This window comes from Leclercia sp. Colony189 (genome assembly GCF_009740165.1).
Lineage (GTDB): Bacteria > Pseudomonadota > Gammaproteobacteria > Enterobacterales > Enterobacteriaceae > Enterobacter.
In genome coordinates this window covers 829,711-856,601 of sequence record NZ_CP046557.1, presented here as the reverse complement: position 1 = coordinate 856,601, position 26,891 = coordinate 829,711, and the positions used below count along the sequence as shown (strand labels likewise).

At 56.2% G+C, this 26,891-nt stretch carries 25 protein-coding genes; 10 read left to right on the top strand and 15 right to left on the bottom strand.

Annotation, left to right across the window (positions count from 1 at the left end):
• Window positions 1-108: 108 nt before the first annotated feature.
• The 3 genes from aroP to GNG29_RS04050 all read left to right on the top strand — a co-directional run bounded on the left by aroP (window position 109) and on the right by GNG29_RS04050 (window position 3,998).
• The gene (gene aroP, locus GNG29_RS04060) at window positions 109-1,479 is read left to right on the top strand and encodes an aromatic amino acid transporter AroP (protein WP_139156318.1); all 1,371 of its coding nucleotides are present in this window, start codon (window positions 109-111) and stop codon (window positions 1,477-1,479) included.
• Window positions 1,480-1,639: 160 nt separating this feature from the next.
• Complete coding sequence (locus GNG29_RS04055) at window positions 1,640-3,037, top strand: glycoside-pentoside-hexuronide (GPH):cation symporter (RefSeq protein ID WP_103178290.1); 1,398 nt, start codon at window positions 1,640-1,642, stop codon at window positions 3,035-3,037.
• Between the two features lie 10 nt (window positions 3,038-3,047).
• The gene (locus GNG29_RS04050) at window positions 3,048-3,998 is read left to right on the top strand and encodes a family 43 glycosylhydrolase (RefSeq protein ID WP_103178289.1); all 951 of its coding nucleotides are present in this window, start codon (window positions 3,048-3,050) and stop codon (window positions 3,996-3,998) included.
• Window positions 3,999-4,016: 18 nt separating this feature from the next.
• Here GNG29_RS04050 and ampE read toward each other — a convergent pair whose 3' ends face one another.
• Window positions 4,017-4,871: a beta-lactamase regulator AmpE gene (gene ampE / locus GNG29_RS04045; RefSeq protein ID WP_103178288.1), complete on the bottom strand. Its 855-nt coding sequence runs from the start codon at window positions 4,869-4,871 to the stop codon at window positions 4,017-4,019.
• Entirely contained in the window at window positions 4,868-5,431 is a 564-nt protein-coding gene (gene ampD / locus GNG29_RS04040; protein ID WP_103178287.1) for a 1,6-anhydro-N-acetylmuramyl-L-alanine amidase AmpD, read from the bottom strand. The genes ampE and ampD overlap by 4 nt, the downstream gene beginning before the upstream one ends.
• 87 nt (window positions 5,432-5,518) lie before the next feature.
• Between ampD and nadC the strand changes: the two genes are divergently transcribed.
• The 4 genes from nadC to hofC all read left to right on the top strand — a co-directional run bounded on the left by nadC (window position 5,519) and on the right by hofC (window position 9,616).
• On the top strand, window positions 5,519-6,412 hold the full coding sequence (nadC, locus tag GNG29_RS04035; protein WP_114315885.1) for a carboxylating nicotinate-nucleotide diphosphorylase: 894 nt from the start codon (window positions 5,519-5,521) through the stop codon (window positions 6,410-6,412).
• Between the two features lie 183 nt (window positions 6,413-6,595).
• A complete protein-coding gene (gene ppdD / locus GNG29_RS04030; protein WP_156653917.1) occupies window positions 6,596-7,048 on the top strand; it encodes a prepilin peptidase-dependent pilin in 453 nt (150 codons plus the stop codon).
• A complete protein-coding gene (gene gspE, locus GNG29_RS04025; RefSeq protein WP_103178284.1) occupies window positions 7,045-8,430 on the top strand; it encodes a type II secretion system protein GspE in 1,386 nt (461 codons plus the stop codon). Before ppdD ends, gspE begins: the two co-directional genes overlap by 4 nt.
• Window positions 8,420-9,616 carry a protein transport protein HofC gene (hofC, locus tag GNG29_RS04020; protein ID WP_103178283.1) on the top strand — a complete coding sequence of 399 codons (1,197 nt, stop codon included), beginning with the start codon at window positions 8,420-8,422 and terminating at the stop codon, window positions 9,614-9,616. The genes gspE and hofC overlap by 11 nt, the downstream gene beginning before the upstream one ends.
• Before the next feature lie 31 nt (window positions 9,617-9,647).
• On the opposite strand, the gene GNG29_RS04015 is transcribed toward hofC, so the two are convergent.
• Entirely contained in the window at window positions 9,648-10,691 is a 1,044-nt protein-coding gene (locus GNG29_RS04015) for a GMP reductase (RefSeq protein ID WP_103178282.1), read from the bottom strand.
• A gap of 235 nt (window positions 10,692-10,926) precedes the next feature.
• Between GNG29_RS04015 and coaE the strand changes: the two genes are divergently transcribed.
• From coaE to yacG, 3 genes are read left to right on the top strand one after another with little or no spacing between them, the layout of a single operon-like run.
• The gene (coaE, locus tag GNG29_RS04010) at window positions 10,927-11,538 is read left to right on the top strand and encodes a dephospho-CoA kinase (RefSeq protein ID WP_103178281.1); all 612 of its coding nucleotides are present in this window, start codon (window positions 10,927-10,929) and stop codon (window positions 11,536-11,538) included.
• Window positions 11,538-12,281 (top strand): cell division protein ZapD, encoded by a 744-nt coding sequence (zapD, locus tag GNG29_RS04005; protein WP_103178280.1) that lies wholly within the window; start codon window positions 11,538-11,540, stop codon window positions 12,279-12,281. Before coaE ends, zapD begins: the two co-directional genes overlap by 1 nt.
• Window positions 12,282-12,290: 9 nt before the next feature.
• Window positions 12,291-12,485: a DNA gyrase inhibitor YacG gene (gene yacG / locus GNG29_RS04000; RefSeq protein WP_156653916.1), complete on the top strand. Its 195-nt coding sequence runs from the start codon at window positions 12,291-12,293 to the stop codon at window positions 12,483-12,485.
• 38 nt (window positions 12,486-12,523) lie between these two features.
• Here yacG and mutT read toward each other — a convergent pair whose 3' ends face one another.
• From mutT to murD, 12 genes are all read right to left on the bottom strand, one after another.
• The gene (gene mutT, locus GNG29_RS03995) at window positions 12,524-12,913 is read right to left on the bottom strand and encodes an 8-oxo-dGTP diphosphatase MutT (protein ID WP_103178278.1); all 390 of its coding nucleotides are present in this window, start codon (window positions 12,911-12,913) and stop codon (window positions 12,524-12,526) included.
• A gap of 57 nt (window positions 12,914-12,970) precedes the next feature.
• Complete coding sequence (gene secA, locus GNG29_RS03990; RefSeq protein ID WP_103178277.1) at window positions 12,971-15,676, bottom strand: preprotein translocase subunit SecA; 2,706 nt, start codon at window positions 15,674-15,676, stop codon at window positions 12,971-12,973.
• 60 nt (window positions 15,677-15,736) lie between these two features.
• Window positions 15,737-16,240 carry a secA translation cis-regulator SecM gene (gene secM, locus GNG29_RS03985; protein ID WP_139156317.1) on the bottom strand — a complete coding sequence of 168 codons (504 nt, stop codon included), beginning with the start codon at window positions 16,238-16,240 and terminating at the stop codon, window positions 15,737-15,739.
• A gap of 251 nt (window positions 16,241-16,491) precedes the next feature.
• Window positions 16,492-17,409, bottom strand: coding sequence for a UDP-3-O-acyl-N-acetylglucosamine deacetylase (gene lpxC, locus GNG29_RS03980; protein WP_103178276.1), 918 nt, complete (start codon window positions 17,407-17,409; stop codon window positions 16,492-16,494).
• 101 nt (window positions 17,410-17,510) lie between these two features.
• On the bottom strand, window positions 17,511-18,662 hold the full coding sequence (ftsZ, locus tag GNG29_RS03975) for a cell division protein FtsZ (protein ID WP_103178275.1): 1,152 nt from the start codon (window positions 18,660-18,662) through the stop codon (window positions 17,511-17,513).
• A gap of 63 nt (window positions 18,663-18,725) precedes the next feature.
• The gene (gene ftsA, locus GNG29_RS03970; RefSeq protein ID WP_103178274.1) at window positions 18,726-19,982 is read right to left on the bottom strand and encodes a cell division protein FtsA; all 1,257 of its coding nucleotides are present in this window, start codon (window positions 19,980-19,982) and stop codon (window positions 18,726-18,728) included.
• A 2-nt stretch (window positions 19,983-19,984) separates the two neighbouring features.
• Window positions 19,985-20,818 carry a cell division protein FtsQ gene (ftsQ, locus tag GNG29_RS03965; RefSeq protein WP_156653915.1) on the bottom strand — a complete coding sequence of 278 codons (834 nt, stop codon included), beginning with the start codon at window positions 20,816-20,818 and terminating at the stop codon, window positions 19,985-19,987.
• A 1-nt stretch (window position 20,819) separates the two neighbouring features.
• Window positions 20,820-21,740 (bottom strand): D-alanine--D-alanine ligase, encoded by a 921-nt coding sequence (locus GNG29_RS03960; protein WP_103178272.1) that lies wholly within the window; start codon window positions 21,738-21,740, stop codon window positions 20,820-20,822.
• Window positions 21,733-23,208, bottom strand: a complete 1,476-nt coding sequence (murC, locus tag GNG29_RS03955) for a UDP-N-acetylmuramate--L-alanine ligase (RefSeq protein ID WP_103178271.1) — start codon at window positions 23,206-23,208, stop codon at window positions 21,733-21,735. Before murC ends, GNG29_RS03960 begins: the two co-directional genes overlap by 8 nt.
• A gap of 59 nt (window positions 23,209-23,267) precedes the next feature.
• Window positions 23,268-24,332: an undecaprenyldiphospho-muramoylpentapeptide beta-N-acetylglucosaminyltransferase gene (murG, locus tag GNG29_RS03950; protein ID WP_103823248.1), complete on the bottom strand. Its 1,065-nt coding sequence runs from the start codon at window positions 24,330-24,332 to the stop codon at window positions 23,268-23,270.
• Window positions 24,329-25,573, bottom strand: coding sequence for a cell division protein FtsW (gene ftsW / locus GNG29_RS03945; RefSeq protein ID WP_039030375.1), 1,245 nt, complete (start codon window positions 25,571-25,573; stop codon window positions 24,329-24,331). Before ftsW ends, murG begins: the two co-directional genes overlap by 4 nt.
• A complete protein-coding gene (gene murD, locus GNG29_RS03940) occupies window positions 25,573-26,889 on the bottom strand; it encodes a UDP-N-acetylmuramoyl-L-alanine--D-glutamate ligase (RefSeq protein ID WP_103178269.1) in 1,317 nt (438 codons plus the stop codon). Before murD ends, ftsW begins: the two co-directional genes overlap by 1 nt.
• Window positions 26,890-26,891: the final 2 nt, after the last annotated feature.

Below are 26,891 nucleotides of genomic sequence, written 5' to 3'. Positions count from 1 at the left end.
GCCGGTTATTTCAGCCAATTGAACCGTAAACTAATAAATACATGAAATGGAATTTCATAATTACACACGCCAGAGCGTGAACATAACAACCACACACGAGGTTTTATAATGGAAGGTCAACAGCACGGCGATCAGCTAAAGCGCGGCCTTAAAAACCGCCATATCCAGCTTATTGCCCTCGGTGGTGCGATCGGTACCGGCCTGTTTCTGGGTAGCGCATCGGTTATTCAGTCTGCCGGGCCGGGTATTATTCTGGGCTATGCCATTGCCGGTTTTATCGCATTCCTTATTATGCGTCAGTTGGGCGAGATGGTGGTTGAAGAACCGGTAGCCGGTTCCTTCAGCCATTTTGCTTATAAATATTGGGGCAGTTTTGCCGGCTTCGCGTCCGGCTGGAACTACTGGGTCCTCTATGTTCTTGTCGCGATGGCGGAACTGACCGCGGTCGGTAAATATATCCAGTTCTGGTGGCCTGAAATCCCAACCTGGGCCTCAGCGGCAGTCTTCTTTGTGGTCATCAACGCCATTAACCTGACCAACGTGAAAGTGTTCGGCGAGATGGAGTTCTGGTTTGCCATTATTAAAGTTATCGCCGTTGTGGCGATGATCCTGTTCGGCGGCTGGCTGCTCTTCAGCGGCAATGGCGGCCCGCAGGCAAGCGTCAGCAACCTGTGGGATCAGGGCGGCTTCCTGCCGCACGGCATGACCGGACTGGTGATGATGATGGCGATCATCATGTTCTCCTTCGGGGGGCTGGAGCTGGTGGGTATCACCGCCGCGGAAGCAGACAACCCGGAGCAGAGCATCCCGAAAGCGACCAACCAGGTTATCTACCGTATCCTGATCTTCTATGTGGGCTCGCTGGCCGTGCTGCTCTCCCTGCTGCCATGGACCCGCGTCACCGCAGATACCAGCCCGTTTGTCCTCATCTTCCACGAGCTGGGCGACACTTTAGTAGCGAACGCGCTGAACGTAGTAGTACTGACCGCGGCGCTGTCGGTTTACAACAGCTGCGTCTACTGCAACAGCCGTATGCTGTTCGGCCTGGCCCAGCAGGGTAACGCCCCGAAAGCGCTGCTCTCTGTGGATAAACGTGGCGTACCGGTGAACACCATCCTGGTGTCGGCTGTGGTGACCGCACTCTGCGTGCTCATCAACTACCTGGCGCCGGAATCGGCCTTCGGCCTGCTGATGGCGCTGGTGGTCTCTGCCCTGGTGATCAACTGGGCGATGATTAGCCTGGCGCACATGAAGTTCCGTCGTGCCAAGCAGCAGCAGGGCGTGAAAACACGTTTCCCTGCCCTGCTCTACCCGCTGGGTAACTGGGTTTGCCTGCTGTTCATGGCCGCCGTACTGGTTATTATGCTGATGACCCCAGGCATGGCCATTTCGGTCTACCTGATCCCGGTATGGATTGTGATCCTCGGGGTGGGCTACATGTGTAAGCAGAAAAATGCTAAAACGGTAAAAGCGCACTAATCCTCTCCCCTCTGCGTCCTCCCGGACGCAGAGGGTTGTTACCTTCCTCACACTTTCCCTTCAACAGCAATTTTATCCATATCAGCGACGTTATATTGCAACGCATATTTTCCTTTGCCAGCGAATAATTCTCTCCATACCGCTACTCGGAGAAACGTCGATGGATAACAATAAATTATCAGTGAAAGAAAAGATCGGCTATGGGATGGGTGATGCCGGGTGCAACATCATCTTTGGCGCCATCATGTTGTTTGTGAATTATTTTTATACGGATATTTTTGGCCTGGCACCGGCCCTGGTGGGCGTACTGCTGCTCTCGGTACGCGTAATTGATGCCGTTACCGACCCGATTATGGGGGCTATTGCCGACCGTACCCGCAGTAAGTATGGGCGATTTCGTCCATGGCTGCTGTGGATCGCCTTCCCCTATGCGCTCTTCAGCATCCTGATGTTCACCACCCCGGACTGGACCTACAACAGCAAAGTTATCTATGCCTTCGTCACCTACTTCCTGCTCTCTCTGACCTATACGGCGATTAACATTCCCTACTGCTCGTTGGGCGGGGTGATCACCAACGATCCTAAAGAGCGTGTTGCCTGCCAGTCCTACCGCTTTGTGCTGGTGGGTATTGCCACGCTGCTGCTGTCGCTGACGCTGCTGCCGATGGCCGACTGGTTCGGCGGCGAGGACAAAGCCAAAGGTTATCAGATGGCCATGACCGTGCTGGCGCTGATTGGCACCTGCATGTTCCTGTTCTGCTTCGCCACGGTGCGCGAACGTGTGCGCCCGGCGGTACAGACCCATGACGAACTGAAAAACGATCTGAAAGATGTCTGGAAGAACGACCAGTGGGTGCGCATCCTGCTGCTGACCCTGTGTAACGTCTGCCCTGGCTTTATCCGCATGGCGGCCACCATGTATTACGTCACCTGGGTGATGGGCCAAAGCACCCACTTTGCGACCCTGTTTATCAGCCTGGGTGTGGTGGGCATGATGCTCGGCAGCGTTATGGCAAAAGTGCTGACCGACCGCTGGTGTAAACTGAAGGTCTTCTTCTGGACCAACATTGCGCTGGCGATCTTCTCCTGCGCCTTCTATTTCTTCGATCCAAAAGCCACCGTGACCATTGTGGTGCTCTACTTCCTGCTGAACATCCTGCACCAGATCCCATCCCCGCTGCACTGGTCCCTGATGGCCGACGTGGATGACTACGGCGAATGGAAAACCGGGAAACGTATCACCGGGATCAGCTTCTCCGGCAATATCTTCTTCCTCAAGCTGGGTCTGGCCATTGCCGGTGCCATGGTGGGCTTCCTGCTCTCCTGGTACGGTTATGATGCCGGCGCAAAAGCGCAAAGCGCTGACGCCATCAACGGTATCGTCCTGCTCTTCACCGTTATCCCTGGCATCGGATACCTCATTACCGCAGGCGTGGTGCGTCTGCTGAAGGTCGACCGCGAAACGATGAAGCGGATCCAGGAAGACCTGGAGAAGCGTCGCAATAACTACCGCGAGCTGAACGAGTATCAGGAACTCAGCGCCGCTGAGACGAAATAAGGAGAGCCGAATGCAAACCTGGCCAAACCCGTTTATTGAACAACGCGCCGATCCGTACATTCTTCATCATGAAGGGCAGTACTACTTTATTGCCTCGGTTCCGGAGTATGACCGGCTGGCAATCCGCCGCGCCGACTCGCTGGAAGGGCTGCGCAGCGCACAAGAGGTCGTGGTCTGGCATAAGCCCGACAGCGGCCCGATGGGTAATCTGATCTGGGCCCCGGAACTGCATGCTATCGACGGCAAATGGTACATCTACTTCGCGGCGGCCCACACCCAGGCGCTGGACGAGCTGGGCATGTTCCAGCACCGGATGTATGCCCTGGAGTGCGCCGACAGCGACCCGCTCACCGGCAAATGGGTAGAGAAGGGGCAGATCAAAACGCACTTTGATACCTTTGCGCTGGATGCCACCACCTTTGTCCATCAGGGTAAACGCTGGTATCTCTGGGCGCAAAAAGCCCCGGATATCACCGGTAACTCGAACCTTTATCTGTGCGAAATGGAAAACCCATGGACGCTCAAAGGCGATCCGGTGATGCTCAGCAAACCGGAATATGACTGGGAGTGCCGCGGTTTCTGGGTCAACGAAGGTCCGGCGGTGCTGTTCCACGGCGATCGGCTATTTATCAGCTACTCCGCCAGCGCCACCGATGAAAACTACTGCATGGGACTGCTCTGGATCGACCTCAATGCTGACCCACGTAACCCGGCGAACTGGCATAAATCCCCGCAGCCGGTGTTCACCACCAGCTACGAGAATCGCCAGTACGGACCGGGACATAACAGCTTTACCCAAACGCCGGAGGGGGAAGACGTGCTGGTTTACCATGCGCGCAACTACACCGAAATCGAAGGCGATCCGCTGTACGATCCAAACCGCCACACCCGCCTGAAAACCGTAAACTGGAACGAAAACGGGATGCCCGATTTCGGCATCCCGTCAGCTGATACACTCTGAAGCCTGCGGCGCGCTGGTTTAGATCAGCGTGCCGTAGATGGTCAGCAGCGCCACAATCACCACCACCACAAAAGAGGTTTTCTTAGCCATCGAGACCGCCGCTTTCGGCGTTGCGATCTTATCCGTGTGCGGCTCGCGGGCCAGGGAGAACTGGGCCAGACGTGTTAACACCAGATATTGCGAGGTGTGGCGATCGCCCAGCGAGGCGAACCATGCCGGCAGGGCTTTCTCGCCGTGGCCGATCAGGGCATACACCACGCCGAACAGCCGCACCGGCAGCCAGTCCACCACGTGCAGGATCGCATCGATACCAGACTGCAACCGCTCGTGCGGGGTCAGATAACGTGCCAGCCAGCTCTGCCAGGCGCGTAAAAACGCATAGCCCATCAGCAGAACCGGGCCCCACGCGCCGCCCACCACAAACCAGAACAACGGCGCCAGATAGAAGCGGTAGTTAATCCACAGCAGCGCATTCTGCAGTTCGCGTAAAAACTCGCGTTCATCGCACTCCGGCGGAATACCGTGAATTAAGGTCAGCTCGCTGGCCATCGCCCCACGGGCATGCAGGTCACCGTTAGTGGCCGCCTTCAGGTAGGCATGGTAGTGCAGACGAACCTTACCTGCGCCAATACAGAGTACACCGAGCAGGATCCACACCACCAGCAGCGGCACGTTGAAGAAGAGGCCATACAGCGACCGCAGCAGCAGGAATACCACCACCATCACGCCCGCCGTCATCAGCAGTGTGCGAATCATGGAAAAGTGGCGGATGCGACGAAACAGCACTTCCATCCGATGATCCAGATGCCAGTGCTCGCCCAGCTTAAACAAACGCTCGGCAATCAACACCAGCAGCATGGTAAATAACGTCATGTCATCTCCTTTTCTGACAGGGCGGTAAGCAGGGTTTTGAATCGTTCCCAGTCAAACGCCGGGCCGGGATCGGTCTTGCGCTGCGGCGCAATATCGCTGTGCCCAGTCACGTTGTGGGCGATACCCGGGTAGAGTGAAATCAGCGTGCGCGTTACCGCAGCCAGTTGCTGATATTGGGCATCGGTGTAGGGCAGCGTATCTGTCCCTTCGAGCTCAATACCGATGGAAAAATCGTTGCAGCGTTCACGCCCCTGATACTGAGAAACGCCCGCATGCCAGGCGCGTTTATCGAAAGGAACATACTGGACGATCTCGCCGTCACGACGAATCAGACAATGGGCAGAAACGCGCAGGTGGGCAATTTCTGCGAAAAAGGGGTGAGCATCGGGATCGATTGTCCCGGTGAATAACGCGTCAATCCACGGGCCGCCGAACTCGCCGGGCGGCAGGCTGATGTTATGCACAACCAGCAGCGACGGGATTTCATCCTCTGGACGGCAATCATGGTGTGGCGAAGGAACACGCCGAGCCTCCACCAGCCAGCCATGTTCTGAGTGCATGCAGGATCTCCTTATATATGGTGCTGATTCCCGGTTCAGAGTAGCATGTTTCAATCTTATGATTCGTTACCAATTTGGAGTTTTAACATGCCGCCACGCCGCTACAACCCCGACCACAGACGTAACGTACTGCTGGAACGTATAAATATGGATATTCCGGCAAGCGTCGCCAATGCGCTGCGCGAAGATCTGGGTGGAGACGTCAACGCAGACAACGACATTACCGCCCAGCTGCTGGCGGAGGATGCCCGTTCCCATGCAGTTGTCATCACCCGTGAGGATGGCGTTTTCTGTGGCAAACGTTGGGTGGAAGAGGTCTTTACGCAACTGGCCGGGGATGGCGTTCAGGTGACGTGGCATGTCGAAGATGGCGACAGCATTGTGGCTAACCAGCCGCTCTTTGAACTGGAAGGGCCATCGCGCGTCCTGCTCACCGGTGAACGCACCGCGCTGAACTTTGTCCAGACGCTCTCGGGCGTGGCAAGCGAAGTGCGCAGCTACGTCAACCTGCTGGAAGGCACAAATACCCAGTTGCTGGATACGCGCAAAACCCTGCCCGGCCTGCGTACCGCGCTGAAATATGCCGTGCTGTGCGGCGGCGGCGCCAACCATCGCCTGGGGTTGTCCGATGCCTTCCTGATTAAAGAGAACCATATTATCGCCTCCGGCTCCGTTCGCCAGGCGGTAGAAAAAGCCTTCTGGCTGCATCCGGATGTGCCGGTCGAAGTGGAAGTAGAAAGCCTGCAGGAGCTGGAAGACGCGCTGAAAGCGGGTGCCGACATCATCATGCTGGATAACTTCGAAACTGAGCAGATGCGTGAAGCCGTGAAGCGTACCAATGGTCAGGCCCGTCTCGAGGTCTCTGGCAACGTGACGCGTGAAACCTTACGTGAATTTGCCGAAACCGGCGTCGATTTCATCTCCGTTGGCGCACTGACTAAACACATTCGCGCCCTCGATCTGTCGATGCGCTTTCGCTAGCTGACTTCAGCCCGGTCTGCCGAGGCCGGGCTCCCCCGATTTCCGACCCTTCTCGCAACCCCCTTGTATCACGCTGTAACATCAACACTCCTCGCTGAATCCTGCTTCCCAAAATGATTTTTGCCGCTCGCCCCTGCTCTGCCGTGCTGCCACAGTAGCGCCAGTTCACACAAGGAGCGACTCATGGAAAGACAAAAAGGATTTACCCTCATCGAGCTAATGGTCGTCATCGGCATCGTCGCCATTCTTAGCGCCATCGGCATTCCGGCCTATCAGAACTACCTGCGAAAAGCCGCCCTCACTGACATGCTGCAAACCTTCCTGCCCTACCGTACCGCCGTCGAACTCTGCGCGCTCGATCATGGCGGGACAGAAAGCTGCGACGCGGGCGTCAACGGCGTTCCCTCCCCTGCCACCTCCCGCTATGTCTCAGCCATGAGCATTGTCAAGGGTACCGTTACCCTGACGGGTCAGGAGAGCCTGAACGGTCTGGAGGTCGTGATGACGCCGCAATGGAATAACGGCAACGGCATCACCGGCTGGACGCGCGTTTGCACCATTGCCAACGACAGCGCGCTGAAGCAGGCCTGTGAAGAGGTGTTCCGCTTTACGGCTGGCGAGGAGAACGTGCAATGAATTCTGACCAGCTCACCGCGCTGTGTCAGCGTCACAACGCTTTGTTGCTGACCAGCGCCCCGGACAGCATCACGATTGCCGTGGTGGGTAACCCGCCTGTTGGGCTGCTGGAGGCGTTACGTTTCGCGACGCAGAAAAGGATAGATATCGAATGCTGGACCAGCGAGAGAATGGAAAAGCACCGGCAAACCGCGTCAGACTCGCATCTGCCTGTGGCCGCCATCTCAACCCGCTCCGCCATTGAGATCCTCAACCGCACCCTGATGCAGGCGATGAGCCAGCGGGCATCGGATATTCACATCGAGCCCGCCGACGAGAGCTGGCAGATCCGGTTACGCATCGACGGCGTGTTGTATCCGCAACAGCCTCTTTCGTCCGAACTGGGCACTACGCTGATCGCCAGGCTGAAGGTGCTGGGCAATCTGGATATCGCCGAGCGGCGCTTACCCCAGGATGGACAATTTACGGTTGAGCTCTCCGGCGCCCCCGTCTCGTTTCGAATTGCCACGCTTCCCTGTCGCAATGGAGAAAAAATCGTGCTGCGGCTTTTGCAGCAGGAGCAGCAGGCGCTCCTGCTGGATCAGCTGGGCATGAGCACCATCCAGCAGCGATTATTCGCCGAAGCGCTGCATAAATCCCAGGGGCTGATTCTGGTGACGGGCCCCACCGGCAGCGGTAAAACCGTTACCCTTTACAGCGCGTTACAGGCCCGGAATACGCCCGCTGTGAACATCTGCAGCGTAGAAGATCCTGTCGAAATCCCGCTCGAGGGGCTAAACCAGACCCCCATAAACCCCCGGGCGGGGTTAACCTTCCAGAGCGTATTGCGTGCATTTCTACGCCAGGATCCAGACATCATCATGGTGGGCGAAATACGTGATGGCGAAACGGCCGGGATCGCGATCAATGCCGCCCAGACTGGCCATCTTGTGCTGTCGACGCTGCATACCAACTCTACCGCCGAAACGCTGGTTCGCCTGCAGCAGATGGGCGTGGCGCGCTGGATGATCTCTTCGGCATTGTCTCTGGTGATCGCCCAGCGGCTGGTACGTCGGCTGTGCCCGCACTGTCGTCAGGAGGCCCGCCGGGATGCCCCCCTGCCCCAGGCGTTGTGGCCTCGCCCTTTGCCGCACTGGCTGCCGGTGGGTTGCGACCGCTGCTACCACGGTTTTTATGGCCGGGTGGCAATCTTCGAGGTGATGGTAATCACCCGCGAGCTGCGCACCGCCATTGCCAGCGGAGCGTCGGTGGAAGAGATCGAAAAGCTGGCCCGACAGACGGGTATGACCACGCTGTTTGAGCATGGCTGCATGGCGGTAGAACAGGGGCACACCACCCTCGAAGAGCTGGTGCAGATGCTGGGCGCGCCCGATGGCAGGTAATCAACTCTGGCGCTGGCGGGCACTCAGCCCGCAGGGGGAGCGGCAGGCGGGCGCGCTTTGGGCACCCGACAAACAAACGGCATGGGCTATCCTGCATGGCAAAGCGCTCGTTCCCCTGGAACTCAGGCGATGCGTGCAACAGACACGGTGGCAGGCGCAGCATCGCTACGACATTATCCATCAGCTGGCGACATTGCTACAGGCGGGGTTAACCCTGTCGGCAGGGCTGGCGCTTCTGGCGCAGCAGCACCCGGCCAGACAATGGCAGGCGTTGTTGCAAAGCGTCGCCGACGATCTCAGTGCCGGGTGTGCCTTCTCTGACGCCCTGAAAAAATGGCCGCATGTTTTTCCGCCGCTTTATGTTTCGATGATCAAAACCGGGGAGCTGACCGGCAAGCTGGACGAATGTTGTCGCCAGCTCGCGCAGCAGCAAAAAACCCAGCAACAACTCAGCGCAAAGGTAATAAAAGCGCTGCGTTATCCGGTAATCATTCTCGGTCTGGCTTTCGCCGTAGTGCTGGCGATGGTGACGCTCGTGCTGCCGGAGTTTGCCGCTATCTATAAAACCTTTAACACCCCGTTACCTGCCCTGACGCGGGCAGTGATGGGGCTGGCAAACGTGCTTCAGGAGCGGGGGGCGGCGCTACTGTTCAGTCTTATAGCGATAACATCCGGCCTGCTGTTTCTTCGCCGCAAACGACGATGGCGATATGCCACCCAGCGTCTGCTGCTGAATAGCCCGGTGATTGGTCCGCTGGTACGGGGGCAAAAGCTCAGCCAGATATTCACCGTTCTCTCGCTCACGCAACAGGCGGGCATCGCCTTTATACAAGGGCTGGAAAGTACGGAGGAGACGCTGGAGTGCCCCTTCTGGCAGGAGAAATTACAGGCGATACGGCATCGCATTATGCAGGGGTTGCCCATCTGGTCAGCCCTGAATGAGGCAGAAATTTTTACGCCACTCTGCATTCAGCTGGTACGCACAGGCGAAGCATCGGGCGCGCTGGACACCATGCTGAGCAACCTGGCGCAGCATCATAATGAGCAGACCTTTCAGCAGGCCGACAATTTAGCCTCACTGCTGGAGCCAGTACTGCTGATTGTGACGGGATTGATTATCGGCACGCTGGTGGTCGCGATGTATCTACCGATTTTCCATCTGGGGGATGCGATGAGTGCGGGATAACGCTGGCGCGAAAACGCGCCAGCGAGAAGCATTACAGGCTGTTGAAAACGCGGTTTTCCTGCTCCTGAACGCGGATAAAGGTCGTGCGCTTGGTCAGCTCTTTCAGGCGGGACGCCCCCACATAGGTACATGCTGAACGCAGGCCACCCAGGATATCACGCGCGGTATTTTCAACCGGGCCACGCAGAGGCAGCTTAACGGTTTTACCTTCAGCGGCACGATACTGCGCAACACCACCCACGTGGCGGTTCATGGCCGATTCAGAGCTCATGCCGTAGAACAGCATGAATTTTTCACCGTTTTCTTCAACAACGGTACCGCCGCTCTCTTCGTGGCCAGCCAGCATACCGCCCAGCATCACGAAGTCTGCGCCGCCGCCGAATGCTTTTGCCACGTCGCCCGGCATGGTGCATCCACCGTCACTGATGATCTGACCACCCAGACCGTGGGCTGCGTCAGCACACTCGATCACTGCTGACAGCTGCGGATAACCAACGCCGGTTTTAACGCGCGTGGTGCAGACAGAACCCGGACCAATCCCCACTTTCACGATATCTGCCCCGGAGAGGATCAGCTCTTCACACATTTCACCGGTAACCACGTTACCTGCAATAATGGTTTTGGTCGGCCAGGCCTGACGCGCCTTGCTGACGAACTGAACGAAGTGTTCAGAATAACCATTCGCAACATCAATACAGATGAAGTTAAGGTTTGGGTTAGCAATCAGGATCTGTTTCGTTTTTTCGAAATCGGCATCAGAGGTGCCGGTAGAGACCATCACGTGCTTCAGCACGTTTTCAGATACGGAGCCTGCAAACGCATTCCACTCTTCCACGCTGTAGTGCTTGTGTACAGCGGTCAGAATGTCGAAGGAAGCCAGCGCTTTTGCCATCGCAAACGTTCCGACGGTATCCATGTTAGCGGCGATAACAGGTACGCCAGACCAGGTCTGACCGGAATGCTTAAAGGTGAATTGACGTTCAAGTTCAACGTCGGAGCGACTTTTCAGAGTAGAACGTTTAGGGCGGATAAGAACGTCTTTGAAACCTAACTTCAAATCTTCTTCGATACGCATTTGCGGATTCCTGGGGTACTGGGGTAAATGTCGAAAAACGTAACACACAACTCCAGTGACGCTATCATACGCACTAATACCTGTTGCGCAAGACTGCGAAAATCACTTTTTTTACGCTACAATCCTATAAATTTACCTGGTAAAAAGTACGTAAGCAGGGCTTAATCTTCGCTGATAAAAGATTAAATCTTAAGCAATTGATATCAATAATGAATATTTCCCAGGATTTTATTTAATGGGGTACATCGTTGCATTAACGGGAGGCATTGGCAGTGGCAAAAGCACTGTGGCTGACGCCTTCTCTCGTCTGGGTATCACGATAATTGATGCCGACATCCTTGCCCGCCAGGTGGTAGAGCCAGGTACACCCGCACTACGCGCTATTGCAGACCATTTCGGCAGCGACATTATCGAGCCTGACGGCACCCTTAATCGTCGAATGCTGCGCGAACGCATTTTCACGCATCCTGAAGAGAAAGCCTGGCTTAACGCCCTGCTTCACCCGCTTATCCAGCAGGAGACGCAGAAACAGATAGCACACGCGACTTCACCCTATGTGCTCTGGGTTGTCCCGCTTCTTGTGGAAAATAATCTCCATGACAAAGCGGACCGGGTACTGGTTGTTGACGTCTCTCCGGCAACACAAATTCAGCGCACCATCGCCCGTGATAACGTCGGGCGTGAACATGCGGAACAAATTCTTGCCGCGCAGGCCACGCGTGAAGCGCGCCTGGCCGTCGCGGATGATGTGATTGATAATAACGGCTCACCGGATGCCATTGCATCGGATGTGGCTCGCCTGCATCAGCAATATCTGGCGCAGGCCGTTTTACAGGAAAAAGCCTAATGCACACCCATGTTCTTTTCGAGCATCCCCTCAATGAAAAAATGCGCACCTGGCTGCGCATCGAATTTTTGATCCAGCAGCTTTCCGGCCTGCTTCCGGTTCATGACCACACCACGGCGCTGCACTTTTTCCGCAACGTGAGCGATCTGCTGGATGTGTTAGAGCGTGGCGAAGTCCGCACAGAATTACTGAAAGAGCTGGAGCGCCAGCAGCGTAAACTGCAGGCCTGGGCAGAAGTGCCGGGGGTGGATAACAGCCGCATCGACAGCCTGCGCCAGCAGCTGAAAAACAGCAGCGGCGTATTAATGGCGGCGCCGCGTATCGGCCAGTTTTTGCGTGAAGACCGCCTGGTCGCCCTGGTGCGTCAGCGTCTGAGCATTCCCGGCGGCTGCTGCAGTTTCGATTTACCGACCTTGCATATCTGGCTGCATATGCCGCAGGAACAGCGCGATATGCAGGTGCAAAGCTGGCTGAACAGCCTTGAGCCGCTGAACCAGGCGCTGTCGCTGATCCTGGATTTAATCCGCAATTCAGCGCCATTCCGCAAGCAAACCAGCCTGAATGGTTTTTATCAGGATAACGGTGAAGATGCGGATCTCCTGCGCCTGCAGCTCTCCCTTGCCGATCAGCTTTACCCGCAAATTTCAGGCCATAAGAGCCGCTTTGCGATCCGTTTCATGCCGCTCGACAGTGAACATGGTCTGGTGCCGGAACGCCTCGACTTTGAACTGGCGTGCTGCTAAGGAGTTAAGATGTCTGAAGTCATCACCGTGAACTGCCCCACCTGTGGCAAGCCCGTTGTCTGGGGCGAACAGAGCCCGTTCCGCCCTTTTTGCAGCAAGCGCTGCCAGCTAATCGATCTGGGCGAGTGGGCTGCGGAAGAGAAACGCATTCCAAGCTCAGGCGATATGTCCGACAGCGATGACTGGAGCGAAGAGCAGCAGTAATGTCCCCATGGCCTGCCGGCACCTCGCTCGCAGGCCAGTCAGTCCGCCACTAAACGCGCAATGACAGGCGCATTTGCCGGTGGGAATTTATCGGCATCCAGCGCGTTCAGCGTCACCCAGTTTCCAGGCTGTCCCTCTTTGCCCCAGGGTTCCCCCTCCCAGTTTTCCACCAGCCAGAACCACAGCGTGATATGGCGATCGGGAAAGGTATATTCCAGTTTATCGAACAGGGTCGCACCGCGCGGCGTGATGCCCACCTCTTCCTGAAGCTCGCGGATAAGCGCCTGTTCCGGCGTCTCGCCGGACTCAATCTTACCGCCAGGAAACTCCCACTTATTCGCCATGTGCGCATCGGCCGCGCGCTGGGTAATAAAGATTTGGTTATCGGAATTACGAATGATCCCGACAGCGATTTGCAGTATTTTCATTGTCTTGCATCCATAAAAAAGGCGCAGATATCTGCGCCTTTTACGTGTTTTACAGGCTTAGCTCAGACGGCCATGGCACTGTTTGTATTTTTTACCGGAACCGCACGGGCACGGATCGTTACGACCGACCTTACGATCACCGGACTGCGCGGCAATTGCGGCGGCGGCGGCTTCTTCGTCGTCCTGATGGCTAAGCTGCTGCATCTGAGCCAGACGCTCCGCTTCTTCACGACGCTGCTGTTCCATCTCTTCCACTTCTTCCGGCATGCGCACCTGGACTTTGCTCAGGGTGCTGATCACTTCGTACTTCAGTGATTCAAGCATAGAGGCAAACATCGCAAAGGATTCACGCTTGTACTCCTGCTTCGGATCTTTTTGCGCATAGCCACGCAGGTGAATACCCTGACGCAGATAGTCCATCGCTGCCAGGTGCTCTTTCCACAGGGAGTCCAGGGTTTGCAGCATCACGCCTTTTTCGAAATGACGCATCATCTCAGCGCCAACCACCTCTTCCTTACGCTTATAGACCTCAAGGGCGTTAGCGAAAATACGCTCGCGCAGGGTCTCTTCATGCAGCTCCGGCTCTTTATCCAGCCACTCCTGAATCGGCAGATCCAGGTCGAAGTCGTTTTTCAGACGCGCCTGCAGACCTTCAACATCCCACATCTCTTCCAGAGATTGCGGTGGAATATGGTTATCGATAGTCGCTTTGAAGACATCTTCGCGAATGCTGTTAATGGTTTCGCTCACGTCGGAAACGTCCAGCAGTTCGTTACGCTGGGTGTAGATAGCGCGACGCTGGTCGTTGGCCACATCATCATACTCAAGCAGCTGCTTACGAATATCGAAGTTACGGCTTTCCACTTTACGCTGGGCGTTGGCGATGGCTTTGGTCACCCACGGGTGTTCAATCGCTTCGCCCGGTTTCATACCCAGTTTACGCATCATGCCCGACACACGGTCAGAGGCGAAAATACGCATCAACGCATCTTCCATCGACAGATAGAAGCGTGAAGAACCGGCATCACCCTGACGACCCGCACGGCCACGCAGCTGGTTGTCAATACGACGGGATTCGTGACGTTCCGTACCGATGATGTGCAGACCGCCCGCAGCCAGAACCGCATCGTGACGAACCTGCCAGTCGGCTTTGATCTGCGCGATCTGTTCCGGGGTTGGGTTTTCCAGCGCAGCCACTTCAGCCTGCCAGCTACCGCCCAGCATGATGTCGGTACCACGACCCGCCATGTTGGTGGCGATGGTCACGGCTGCCGGATAGCCCGCCTGGGCAACGATATCGGCCTCTTTAGCGTGGAACTTGGCGTTCAGGACGTTGTGTTTGATCCCGGCTTTGGTCAGCTCATTGGAGACCACTTCCGATTTTTCGATGGAGATAGTCCCCACCAGAACCGGCTGGCCTGCGGCGGTACGGTCGCGAATATCTTCGATGATGGCCTGAATTTTTTCCGCTTCGGTCATGTAGACCAGGTCCGGCATATCCTTACGGATCATTGGACGGTTGGTTGGAACGACTACGGTATCCAGCTTATAGATGGAGCTGAATTCGAAGGCTTCGGTATCCGCCGTACCGGTCATCCCTGCCAGCTTCTCGTACAGACGGAAGTAGTTCTGGAAGGTAATGGATGCCAGCGTCTGGTTCTCGTTCTGGATATCGACATTTTCTTTGGCTTCAACGGCCTGATGCAGACCGTCGGACCAGCGACGACCCTGCATGGTACGGCCGGTATGTTCGTCGACGATAATAACTTCGCCATCCTTAACGATGTAGTCCACGTCACGGGTAAACAACACGTGGGCGCGCAGGGCGGCAGTGACGTGGTGCATCAGCATGATATTGCCTGGGGAATAGAGTGACTCGCCCTCTTCCATAATGCCCTGGGCAACCAGCAGCTCTTCGATCTGCACCAGACCGCGCTCGGTCAGGTTCACCTGGCGGGCTTTTTCATCAACGGAGAAGTGACCTTCACCCTGGAAGGTGTCGGAGTCCTCTTTTTCCTGACGGATCAGGTGCGGAATGATTTTATCGACTTTGCGATACATCTCGGAGCTGTCTTCAGCCGGACCAGAGATGATCAGCGGCGTACGCGCTTCGTCGATCAGAATGGAGTCCACCTCATCCACCAGCGCATAGTGCAGCTTACGCTGGACGCGCTCTTCCGGGCTGAAGGCCATGTTGTCACGCAGGTAGTCAAAGCCGTATTCGTTGTTGGTCCCGTAGGTGATGTCGGCGTTATAGGCTTCGCGTTTCGCAGGGGCCGGCAAACCAGACATGTTGATCCCGACGGTCATACCGAGGAATTCGAACAGTGGACGGTTGTTTTCGGCATCACGCTGCGCCAGATAGTCGTTGACGGTAACCACGTGCACACCTTTACCCGACAGGGCGTTAAGGTAGGCAGGCAGGGTTGCGGTCAGGGTTTTACCTTCACCGGTACGCATCTCAGCGATGCAGCGGTCGTTCAGCACCATCCCGCCCAGCAGCTGCACGTCGAAATGACGCATGCCAAACACGCGCTTACTCGCTTCACGCACCACGGCGAACGCTTCCGGGATCAGGCTTTCAACGGTTTCACCTTTTTCAAGGCGGGCACGGAATTCAGCGGTTTTGGCTTTCAGCTCTTCATCAGAGAGTTTTTCCATCGCCGGCTCAAGGCTGTTGATGACGCTGACGGCTTTGCGCATGCGGCGCAGGGTACGATCGTTACGACTACCGAAAACTTTTGTTAGTAATTTGATTAACATAATAAATTCTCAAACGCCCCATGATGGGCAGTTAAATTAAGGTATTGAACAACGGTTAATTTAGCTGAGGCGTTGAGGTCCGGCGCGGATGCCCTGCACCTGGCTAATCCAGGCGGACACAGAGAAAGCGGTTTGTGGATAAAGTGTGGCAAGCGCGACCTGACGGACAATAACCGGCGGCTTGCTTTGCTGCGTAAGCAGCGTGGTGAGTGTATCGAGCAGCGCCAGATGGTGCGCCTGTACCGGTAAAGGCTCTTCGACAACAGGTAACGCCTGCGGCGCCATGGCAAAGGAGAGATGCCGGATGACGGTACGAATCGCATGCTGATGCCAGTAATCCACCGTGAAATTGGGTCGGCGGTTCGCTTCCAGCAGGGCGAGATTCGTGAAATTGACCCGCGTGCTCAGATCGTGGCGGGTGGTGGTGGTCTTTGCCGGATTTGCGGTTTCGGTGTTACTGCTGAGCGCGGGCAGGCCAAGACTCGCCGCGACCATCCCCAGAAGGAGATGCGGCCAGAAGTAACGTCTGCCAAATTGTCGCCAGCGCGTCAGAATTCCGCTCAATTGCCCCACCACAAGTAAGTGAACCTTCAGGCTCACCGTATGATTTTTATATTTTCGCGCCCAGATAGTAACACTAAAGCCGGGTTGCAGCAGCAGTAATGCGCCACAGAGGAGGTTAAAAATGGTGATGAAATCAGCAAACGAGCCATTGACTACAGCAATACGGGGAAGATAAAAACAAAAACGACTGGTCTTCCTGGCCGGAGAGAGTGCCAGGTCAACCAGTCGAATTTACATAACGGAATTTACCGTTACGCCAGAACCGTGCTCGGTGCTTTGAATGCCAGAGGCAGTTCAGCTTCGTCTTCGAAGGTCACATATTCCCAGGCTTCCTGTTTTGCCAGAACAGCCTGCAACAATTTGTTGTTCAGTGCGTGACCGGATTTATACGCGGTAAACGCACCAATGATGTTGTGACCACACATGAACAGGTCGCCGATCGCATCCAGCATTTTGTGACGAACGAATTCGTCTTCAAAACGCAGGCCGTCTTCGTTCAGTACGCGATAATCGTCAACAACGATGGCACAATCGAAGCTGCCGCCCAGGCACAGGCCGCGGGACTGCAGATATTCGATATCACGCATGAAACCAAACGTACGCGCTCGACTGATCTGACGCATAAACGCATCAGCAGAGAAGTTCATCGCATAGCGCTGGGTGCTGGAATCAATCGCCGGATGGTTGAAGTCGATGGTGAAATCCAACGAAAAACCATTAAACGGCTTGAATTCAGCCCATTTGTCGCCATCCTGGACACGAACGGTCTCTTTGATACGTACGAATTTCTTCGCACTGTTCAGTTCTTCGATGCCGGCGTCCAACAACAGGTAGACGAACGGTGCAGCACTGCCATCCATAATCGGGATTTCCGGCGCATCGACTTCAACAATAATGTTGTCGATACCCAGACCCGCCAGGGCGGCATTCAGGTGCTCTACGGTAGAGATCCGCACGTCATGCTCATTCACCAGGCAAGTACAGAGCATGGTATCACGCACAGATTTGGCATCAGCCGGGAAATCTACCGGTGGATTCAAGTCGGTGCGACGATAGATGACCCCGGTATTGGCCGGCGCAGGGCGCAACGTCAGGGTGACTTTCTTGCCGGTATGTAAACCGACACCTGTCGCCTGAACGATACGTTTTAATGTCCTTTGTTTGATCATCGTATAATCTCGCCAAGTTACTTATCCAACCGAGAGTGTACATCACTATCGGGCGGCCAGTTTAGCACAAAGAGCGTAAATTCCCTAATTCCAGCTAATTCTTAATCAGCTTGTTTACGCAGGAATGCTGGAATGTCCAGATAATCCGGCTCTTTCTGCGTTTGTGGCGTATTGTCATTCACCACCTTAGCTGCGGGTTTCTGCTCCTGGGTCAATGGTGCCATGCCGTGCGGCTGGTAGCGATCCATCACCGGCTGCTGTGCAGTTTTGTTGGTCACCAGGGTGATCTCAGGACGTTTGTCCATACCGATACCGGTCGCAACAACCGTTACGCGCAGCTCATCGTTCATTTCCGGATCAAGGGAAGTACCGATTACCACGGTTGCGTTATCAGAGGCGAACGCACGAATGGTGTTACCCACGGTTTCGAACTCATCCAGACGCAGGTCGAAGCCCGCAGTGATGTTAACCAGCACGCCGCGCGCGCCAGACAGATCGATATCTTCCAGCAGCGGAGAAGAGATCGCCATTTCAGCGGCTTCTTCTGCACGGTCTTCACCTTTCGCCACGCCGGAACCCATCATCGCGTAGCCCATTTCGGACATCACGGTGCGCACGTCAGCAAAGTCGACGTTCATCAGGCCTGGACGGGTGATCAGCTCGGCGATACCCTGGACTGCGCCTTTCAGAACATCGTTCGCCGCGCCAAAAGCGTCCAGCAGAGAGATGCCACGACCCAGCACTTTCAGCAGTTTGTCGTTTGGAATAGTGATCAGCGAGTCCACATGCTTGGACAGCTCGGTGATACCCTGCTCTGCAAACGCCATACGCTTCTTGCCTTCAAAGTTGAAAGGCTTGGTCACAACGGCAACAGTCAGGATACCTAAATCTTTAGCCACTTCAGCAACAACTGGCGCAGCACCGGTTCCGGTACCACCGCCCATGCCTGCGGCAATAAACACCATGTCTGCACCATCAAGTGCCGCACGCAGTGCTTCACGATCTTCTTCTGCAGCGTTACGGCCGACTTCCGGGTTTGCCCCAGCGCCCAGCCCTTTGGTGATGCCGCCGCCGATCTGAATTGTCTGGCCAACAGCCGTCTTACGCAGTGCCTGCGCATCGGTGTTCACCGCGAAGAATTCAACGCCTTCGATGCGCTCGCGCACCATGTGCTCTACAGCATTACCGCCGCCGCCACCGACGCCGATGACTTTAATCACCGCGTCGTTGGTCAGTTCCATAGGTTCAAACATAGTTTCTCTCCGTTTTGTGCCTGTCGCCTGAAACCGTTAATTCTCTCCGGTCTCTTACAAAAATTAAAACTCTTTTCGCAGCCAGGTGTTGATTCGTTTAAACCACGAACCCACCGACGTGCGTTTTTCTACTTCTGCTTCGCCACTAAGATGGGTTTCCTTCCCGTAATGAAGCAAGCCCACTGCCGTTGAGTAATACGGCTCCTGAGCATAATCCGTCAGACCGGTGATGTTCAGCGGTGCCCCAATGCGCACCTGCGTATGGAACACGCGCTGAGCGCAAGCCGCAAGACCTTCAATTTGCGCCGCGCCGCCGGTTAATACAATCCCCGCCGCAAGATGATGTTTAACCCCCTGCTGGCGAAGCTGTTCCTGTAATTGCAAAATCTCTTCGTTCACGAGGTTGAGCAGCTCGGTATAACGCGGCTCAATGACCTCGGCCAACGTCTGGCGCTGCAGGCTGCGCGGCGGACGACCACCGACGCTCGGCACTTCGACGCTCTCATCTTTACCAACGATAGAGCCCAGCGCACACCCGTGGCGCACTTTAATCGCCTCAGCATCGCTCGGTGGCGTACCAAAGGCATACGCGATATCGCTGGTGACCACATTCCCTGCATAAGGGATAACTTTGGTGTGGCGCAGCGCTCCGCCGGTGTAGACGGCCATGTCCATAGTACCACCGCCGATATCGACGACACAGACGCCCAGCTCACGTTCGTCTTCAGTCAGCACCGAATAACTTGCCGCCAGACCGGCGAAAATAAGTTGGTCAACTTTCAGGCCACAACGTTCCACGGCTTTAACAATGTTCTTCGCCATATCGTTGTGACATGTGATCAAGTGCACTTTTGCCTGCATACGCACGCCTGAAAGCCCCACCGGATTTTTAATGCCTTCCTGATAATCGATGGCGTATTCCTGCGGGATCACATGCAGTACGCGATGTTCATCGCGGACACGCACCGACTTCGCAGTATGCACTACGTTCTCGACGTCTTCCTGCGAGACTTCTTCTTCTGAGATCGGCACCATACCGATCTCGTTCTGGCAGCTGATATGTTTGCCAGAGAGTGCCAGATACACGGAGGAAATCTGGCAATCTGCCATCAGTTCGGCCTGATCGATGGCGCGCTGTACGCATTTCACCACCGACTCGAGGTCGTTTACCCCACCTTTATCCATACCACGGGAGGGGCAGCTACCCACACCAATGATATTGACCATACCGTCGGGCAGAACTTCCCCTACTAAAGCAGCAACCTTCGCAGTGCCAATCTCCAGTCCTACTACCAGTTTTCTGTCCGTCGCCTTGATCATTGTTATTCTGCCTGTACCTGAGCCTGATTCTGTTGCTGATTAGGTTCCTCAACCGGGGCCGGGGTCCACCCGACCGATGCGCCTGAGTCATAGCGCAAATCAACGTAGCTAATCCTTTTGCCTTCAGCCTGCGCCTGCTGCTGCAGAACGGGATAGAGTTCTACAAAACGTTCCAGACGCTTCATCGTGTCACCCCGCCCCAGGTTCAGCTTAATATCGTTCGTCAGCGTCAACTGCCAGGAACGACGCGCCGTCATTGCAGCCTGTTTCAGGGTAAAACGATCCTTAGCCAGCACCTTCCCCATGCTACGAAAACCTTCCAGCACTTCGTTTTCGCTGCCTTCCGGCCCATATAACATAGGTAAATTTTGCTTGCTGACACGATCGGCCGGGACGCTGAAAGAAACTCCCTCTACGTCAACCATATGCTGATCATTCCAACGCGCAATGGGTACATATTCAACCAGATGAATCTTCAATTCATCAGGCCATTGCTTTCTGACGCTTGCCTGTTTAATCCACGGCAGGCGCTCAATCTGACTCTGAATAATGTTCACATCCTGCGTCATGAAGGTGCCGGGCGATCCCAATGCCAGGATCGACTGACGAATATCATCATTACGCGTGTAGTGACGGTCACCCGTTACCACCAGTTTCGACAGAGGCAGACGTTGTGCATCTTCCATCCAGCCGAGCACCATCCAGCCGCTAACAAACACAGTACACAGCACGGCGAGCAGGAAGGTGATCCCTGCAAGACGCGTTCCATTACTCCGCCGGGAAATATATTCTTCTTCCTCATCGCGGTTTCGCGTGTTCAGCGCAGCCTGAGACATATCAGCCCGCCTGATCCAGAATGCGGACCACCAGCTGCGAGAAGCTCATTCCCGCCTGGCGAGCCGCCATCGGCACCAGACTGTGGCTGGTCATACCCGGTGAGGTATTGGCTTCCAGCAGATAAAATTGCCCGTCGCTATCCTGCATGACGTCGATTCTTCCCCAACCACGGCAGCCAAGAACATGCCAGGCTTTTAGCACCAGAGCGCTTAATAATGCTTCACGCCCGGCATCCAGACCACTTGGGCAGAAATATTGCGTCTCATCAGAGAGATACTTCGCCTCATAATCATAGAAGGTTCCGGCAGGTTGGATACGAATTGACGGTAAAATTTCTTCCCCGAGCATCGCAACGGTAAATTCCGGTCCGCTTAGCCATTTTTCAACCAGAACTTCTTCATCATGTTGAAATGCCAGCGCTAATGCAGATGATATATCGCCTGCTTCGTCTACTTTAGACATTCCTACGCTTGAGCCTTCACGGCTGGGTTTCACAATCACTGGCAATCCCAGCGCTGCAATACGTTCAGTGACGCTGGCGTCAAGGCCCTGCTCAAATTCACGGCGTGTCAGTGCCACCCAAGGCGCAACCGGTAACCCGGCGCCCTGCCAGAGCAGCTTGCTGCGCAGTTTGTCCATAGAGATGGCCGACGCCATCACGCCGCTGCCGGTATAAGGCAGGCCAATGATATCCAGCAAGCCCTGCAACGTGCCGTCTTCACCGCCGCGACCGTGCAGCGCGATAAACACTTTGTCAAAACCCATCTCTTTCAGGCGCGTCACGTCGATCTCTTTCGGATCGACCAGGTGCGCATCAACGTCGCCTTCCCGCAACCCGGCCAACACCGCGGCGCCAGAGTTCAGGGAGACCTCGCGCTCAGCCGAGGTGCCGCCAGCGAGGACCGCAATCTTATCAGCCATGATGCTCTTCCTCCGAAATTTGCGGCTTAAGTTTGATTTCGGCCAGTGTACGGGCGATTTTGCCGATATTTCCTGCCCCCTGCACCAGAATCAAATCATTGCCGGTCAACACTGGGGCAAGCATGGCTGCCGCCTGTGCATGATCGGAGACCAGAATCGGGTCGACCTTGCCGCGCCCACGAATGGTACGGCACAGCGAACGGCTGTCGGCACCCGGAATGGCCGCCTCACCCGCTGAGTACACTTCGAGCATCAGCAACGTATCAACCTGCGAGAGCACATTCGCGAAATCATCGTACAGGTCACGGGTACGGGTGTAACGGTGTGGCTGGAACAGCATAACCAGATTTTTGTCCGGCCAGCCCGCGCGCGCCGCTTTGATCGTGGCATCCACTTCTGTCGGGTGGTGTCCGTAGTCATCCACCAGCATCGCGGTGCCGCTTTTGCCGTTAACCCCCTCCAGCGGAAACTCGCCGAGGAAATCAAAACGGCGCCCGGTTCCCTGGAAGCTTTCCAGGGCCCGCAGAATCGCCTCGTCGTCAATGCCTTCCTCTGTGGCGACCGCAACGGCTGCCGCAGCGTTAAGGGCGTTATGACGTCCTGGCGCGTTAAGCGTCACATGCAGCAGCTCTTTATCCTGACGTGCCAGGGTGAAATGACCCTGCGCACCAATCTGTTTGAAGCTCTCTATGCGGACATCAGCATCTTCGCTGAAACCGTATGTGGTGATCTGACGTCCGACACGCGGCAGCAGCTCGCGGATCACCGGATCGTCAACGCACATGACCGCACGTCCATAAAACGGCAGGTTGTGCAAAAAGTTTATAAAGGTTTGCTTTAAATTTTCGAAGTCGCCCTGGTAGGTATCCATATGGTCGGCTTCGATGTTGGTCACAATCGCCACCATCGGCTGCAAATGCAGGAACGAGGCGTCACTCTCATCCGCTTCCGCGATGAGATAACGGCTGTGCCCCAGGCGAGCATGCACGCCCGCCGCTTTGACCAGGCCGCCGTTCACGAAGGTCGGATCGAGACCCGCTTCGGCATAAATACTGGAGACCATCGCCGTGGTGGTGGTTTTACCGTGCGTACCGGCAATGGCAATACCGTGACGAAAACGCATCAGCTCGGCCAGCATCTCCGCGCGGCGGATCACCGGGATACGCGCTTCATGTGCGGCAACGATTTCCGGGTTATCGGCGGGAATGGCGCTGGAGACCACGACCACGCTCGCATCCAGCACATTTTCCGGACGGTGATTAAAATAGATGGTCGCACCCAGCGACGCCAACTGTTGCGTAACAGGGTTCGGCGCCAGATCGGACCCGCTGATCTGGTAGCCTTCATTCGCCAGCACCTCGGCAATACCGCCCATACCGGCGCCGCCGATGCCAACAAAGTGAATGTGCCGGACGCGACGCATCTCGGGCACGATTGAACGCAGTTTCGCCAGTTGTTGTGTATTCATTCTCTAAACGCCATCGACTACTTCAAAAAAATCGTGCAGCGCAACACGCGCTGCGAGGGTTACGCCTGGGCTGCCAGGCTCACTTCTTTCGCCACCCGCTCCGTTGCATCCGGGATCGCGGCGGCACGTGCGTGCTGCGCCATCGCCAGCAATGTCTCCCGGTCCCAGCCCGCCAGGGTGGTGGCGACCGCGTCGGCGGTAAACTGCGGCTGTTCAAAAATTTTCGCGGCACCGGCTTTTTCAAGCGGCAGCGCATTCCAGTACTGCTGACGGTCTTTGTGCTGGAACGGCACAAACAGCGCCGGCAAGCCAGCGGCGGCGATCTCGCTCACCGTCAGCGCGCCGGAGCGGCAGACCACGACATCGGCCCAGGCATACGCCGCCGCCATGTCGTCGATAAATTCGGTCACTTTATGCTGCGGCTGTCCGGCTTCGGCATAAGCTTGCTCTACCGTTTGCTGCGCGCCTTTTCCGCTTTGATGCCAGATGGTCACCGCGCTGCCGAGCTTCGCCGCCACCTGCGGCAGGGTCTGGTTCAGCACGCGCGCGCCCTGTGAGCCGCCCACGACCAGCACCCGCACCGGCCCTTCACGGCCAACGAGTCGCTCCTGCGGCAACGGCAGGGCCAGCACGTCAACACGCACCGGGTTGCCTACCACGTCGGCTTTCGGGAATGCCCCTGGAAAAGCCTGCATCACTTTGCTGGCAATTTTCGCCAGCCATTTATTGGTGAGGCCCGCGATACCGTTCTGCTCGTGAAGCACAACCGGAATACCGAGCGACCACGCCGCCAGTCCGCCTGGGCCGGAGACATAACCGCCCATCCCCAGCACCACGTCCGGCTTAAAACGCTTCATGATCGCCCGCGCCTGACGCCAGGCGTTGAAAATACGCACCGGCGCCAGCAGCAACGCTTTGATCCCCTTGCCGCGCAGGCCAGAAATACGAATAAAGTCGATCTCAATCCCGTGCTTCGGCACCAGATCGGCCTCCATGCGGTCGGCGGTTCCCAGCCAGCGTACCTGCCAGCCCTGATCCATTAAATGGTGCGCAACCGCGAGCCCGGGGAACACATGCCCGCCAGTACCGCCCGCCATCACCATTAACCGCTTCGGTTGATTCATCGTGAACCTCGTGTAAACGCCTGGGCATTTTCCAGACGCGTTTCATAATCTATGCGTAACAAGAACATAATGGCGGTCGACATGATCAACAGACTCGAACCACCGTAACTGATTAACGGCAACGTCAGACCTTTGGTTGGCAGCATACCTGCTGCGGCACCTACGTTAACCAGCGCCTGGAAGCTAAACCAGATCCCGATTGAGCAGGCTAAAAAGCCTGAAAAACGGTGATCGATAACCAGCGCTTTTCGGCCAATCGACATCGCACGGAAAGCGACGAAGAATACCATTAATAGCGCTAATACCACACCGATATAACCCAGTTCTTCCCCAATAATGGAGAAGATGAAGTCGGTATGCGCTTCGGGTAAATATTCCAGTTTCTGGACCGAGTTCCCCAGCCCCTGGCCCCACATTTCACCGCGGCCAAACGCCATCAGCGACTGTGTCAGCTGATAACCGCTGCCGAACGGATCTTCCCAGGGGTTCCAGAAAGAGGTCACGCGGCGGATACGATACGGCTCGGCGAGGATCAGCAGCACGACCGCGGAGATCCCCATCCCGATGATGGCGATGAACTGCCACAGTTTCGCCCCCGCCAGGAACAGCATCGCCAGCGTGGTGACGAACAGTACCACCACGGTACCGAGGTCCGGCTGGGCCAGCAGCAGTACCGCCAGCACCAGAATTACGCCCATCGGTTTTAAGAAGCCGCGCAGGTTGTTACGCACCTCATCCACCTTACGCACCAGGTAGTTGGCGAGATAGCAGAAGAGCGACAGCTTGGTAAATTCCGCCGGCTGAATACGCAGCGGGCCAAAAGCAATCCAGCGCGATGCCCCGTTCACCGAGCTCCCGACCACCAGCACGATCAGCAGCATCACGATCGAGGCGATGAGCATGGCGGTACTGTGGCGCTGCCAGAACGCCATCGGCAGGCGTAACGTCACCATTGCCAGACAGAACGCCAGGATGATGTAGAGCCCATCACGCTTGGCAAACAGGAAAGGATCGTTCGCCAGTCGTTGCCCGACAGGCATCGATGCCGAGGTCACCATAATAAAACCAATCGCCGCCAGCCCCAGCGTGAGCCAGAGCAGCATGCGGTCGTACATCACCAGGCTATCGGAGTCTTTATCCCGGGAGCCCATGACCCAGCCTTTTAATGCCGACGAGATCCAGACCAGGATGCCAAATCCTGGCAGGCGCGGCATTTTTGGGCGAGGGAGAGAGAAACGCATCAGCCTAACTCCTTCGCCAGGCGGGTAAAGAGATCGCCCCGCTGTTCGAAATTCTTAAACTGATCGAGGCTGGCGCAGGCCGGAGAGAGCAGCACCATATCGCCCGGCTTCACGCGAGGGGCAATCAGGCGCATTGCCTGTTCCATGGTTTCGGTCTGCTCGGCAATCTCAGGACGCAGTTCAGCCAGTTCCCTGCCGTCACGACCAAAGCAGTAGAGACGGATGTTATCGCCGGAGAGATACTGCTTCAGGGAGGTGAAATCGGCAGATTTACCGTCGCCACCCAGCAGCAGATGCAGAGTGCCGTCGACGTGCAGGCCGTTCAGCGCCGCTTCGGTGCTGCCGACGTTGGTGGCTTTGGAATCATTGATCCAGCGTACCCCGTTATTCTCCAGCGCCAGCTGGAAACGGTGCGCCAGTCCGGTAAAGGTGGTTAACGCCTGCAGGCTGGAGGAACGTGGAAGACCGACGGCATCCGCCAGCGCCAGCGCCGCCAGCGCATTGGTGTAGTTATGCTGACCGGAAAGCTTCATCTCCTTCACGTTCAGCACTTTCTCACCTTTCACCCGCAGCCAGGTTTCACCCAACTGCCGGTTCAGATGATAATCACCCATGGTGATACCAAAACTGATGCAGCGGTCATCAGCGCCGCGTACTGGCATGGTCAGGGCATCATCGGCGTTAACGACGCAGACTTTCGCATTTTCGTAAATACGCAGTTTGGCTGCGCGATACTGCTGCAGACCAAACGGATACCTGTCCATATGATCTTCGGTCACGTTCAGGATCGTGGCCGCGGCTGCATGCAGGCTGGAGGTGGTCTCCAGCTGGAAGCTGGAGAGTTCCAGTACGTACAGCTCGCAGCCTTTGTCCAGCAGCATCAGCGCCGGCAAACCAATGTTGCCGCCAACGCCGACATTTTTGCCCGCCGCTTTCGCCATCTCACCCACCAGGGTGGTGACGGTGCTTTTTCCGTTAGAGCCGGTAATGGCGATAACAGGCGCCTGCGCTTCACGGCAGAACAGCTCGATATCACCGACAATCTCAACGCCCGCATCGGCCGCGGCGCTCAGTGAAGGGTGCGCCAGCGCCATACCGGGGCTGGCCACAATCAGATCGGCTGCCAGCAGCCAGTCATCATTCAGACCACCAAGGTGGCGTTCAACCTGTTCCGGCAGTTTATCCAGACCAGGCGGAGAGACACGCGTGTCCATCACACGCGGCGTCACGCCCCGCGCGAGGAAAAAGTCCACGCAGGAGAGGCCGGTTAAGCCTAACCCGATGATAACGACTTTTTTACCCTGGTAATCTGCCATGA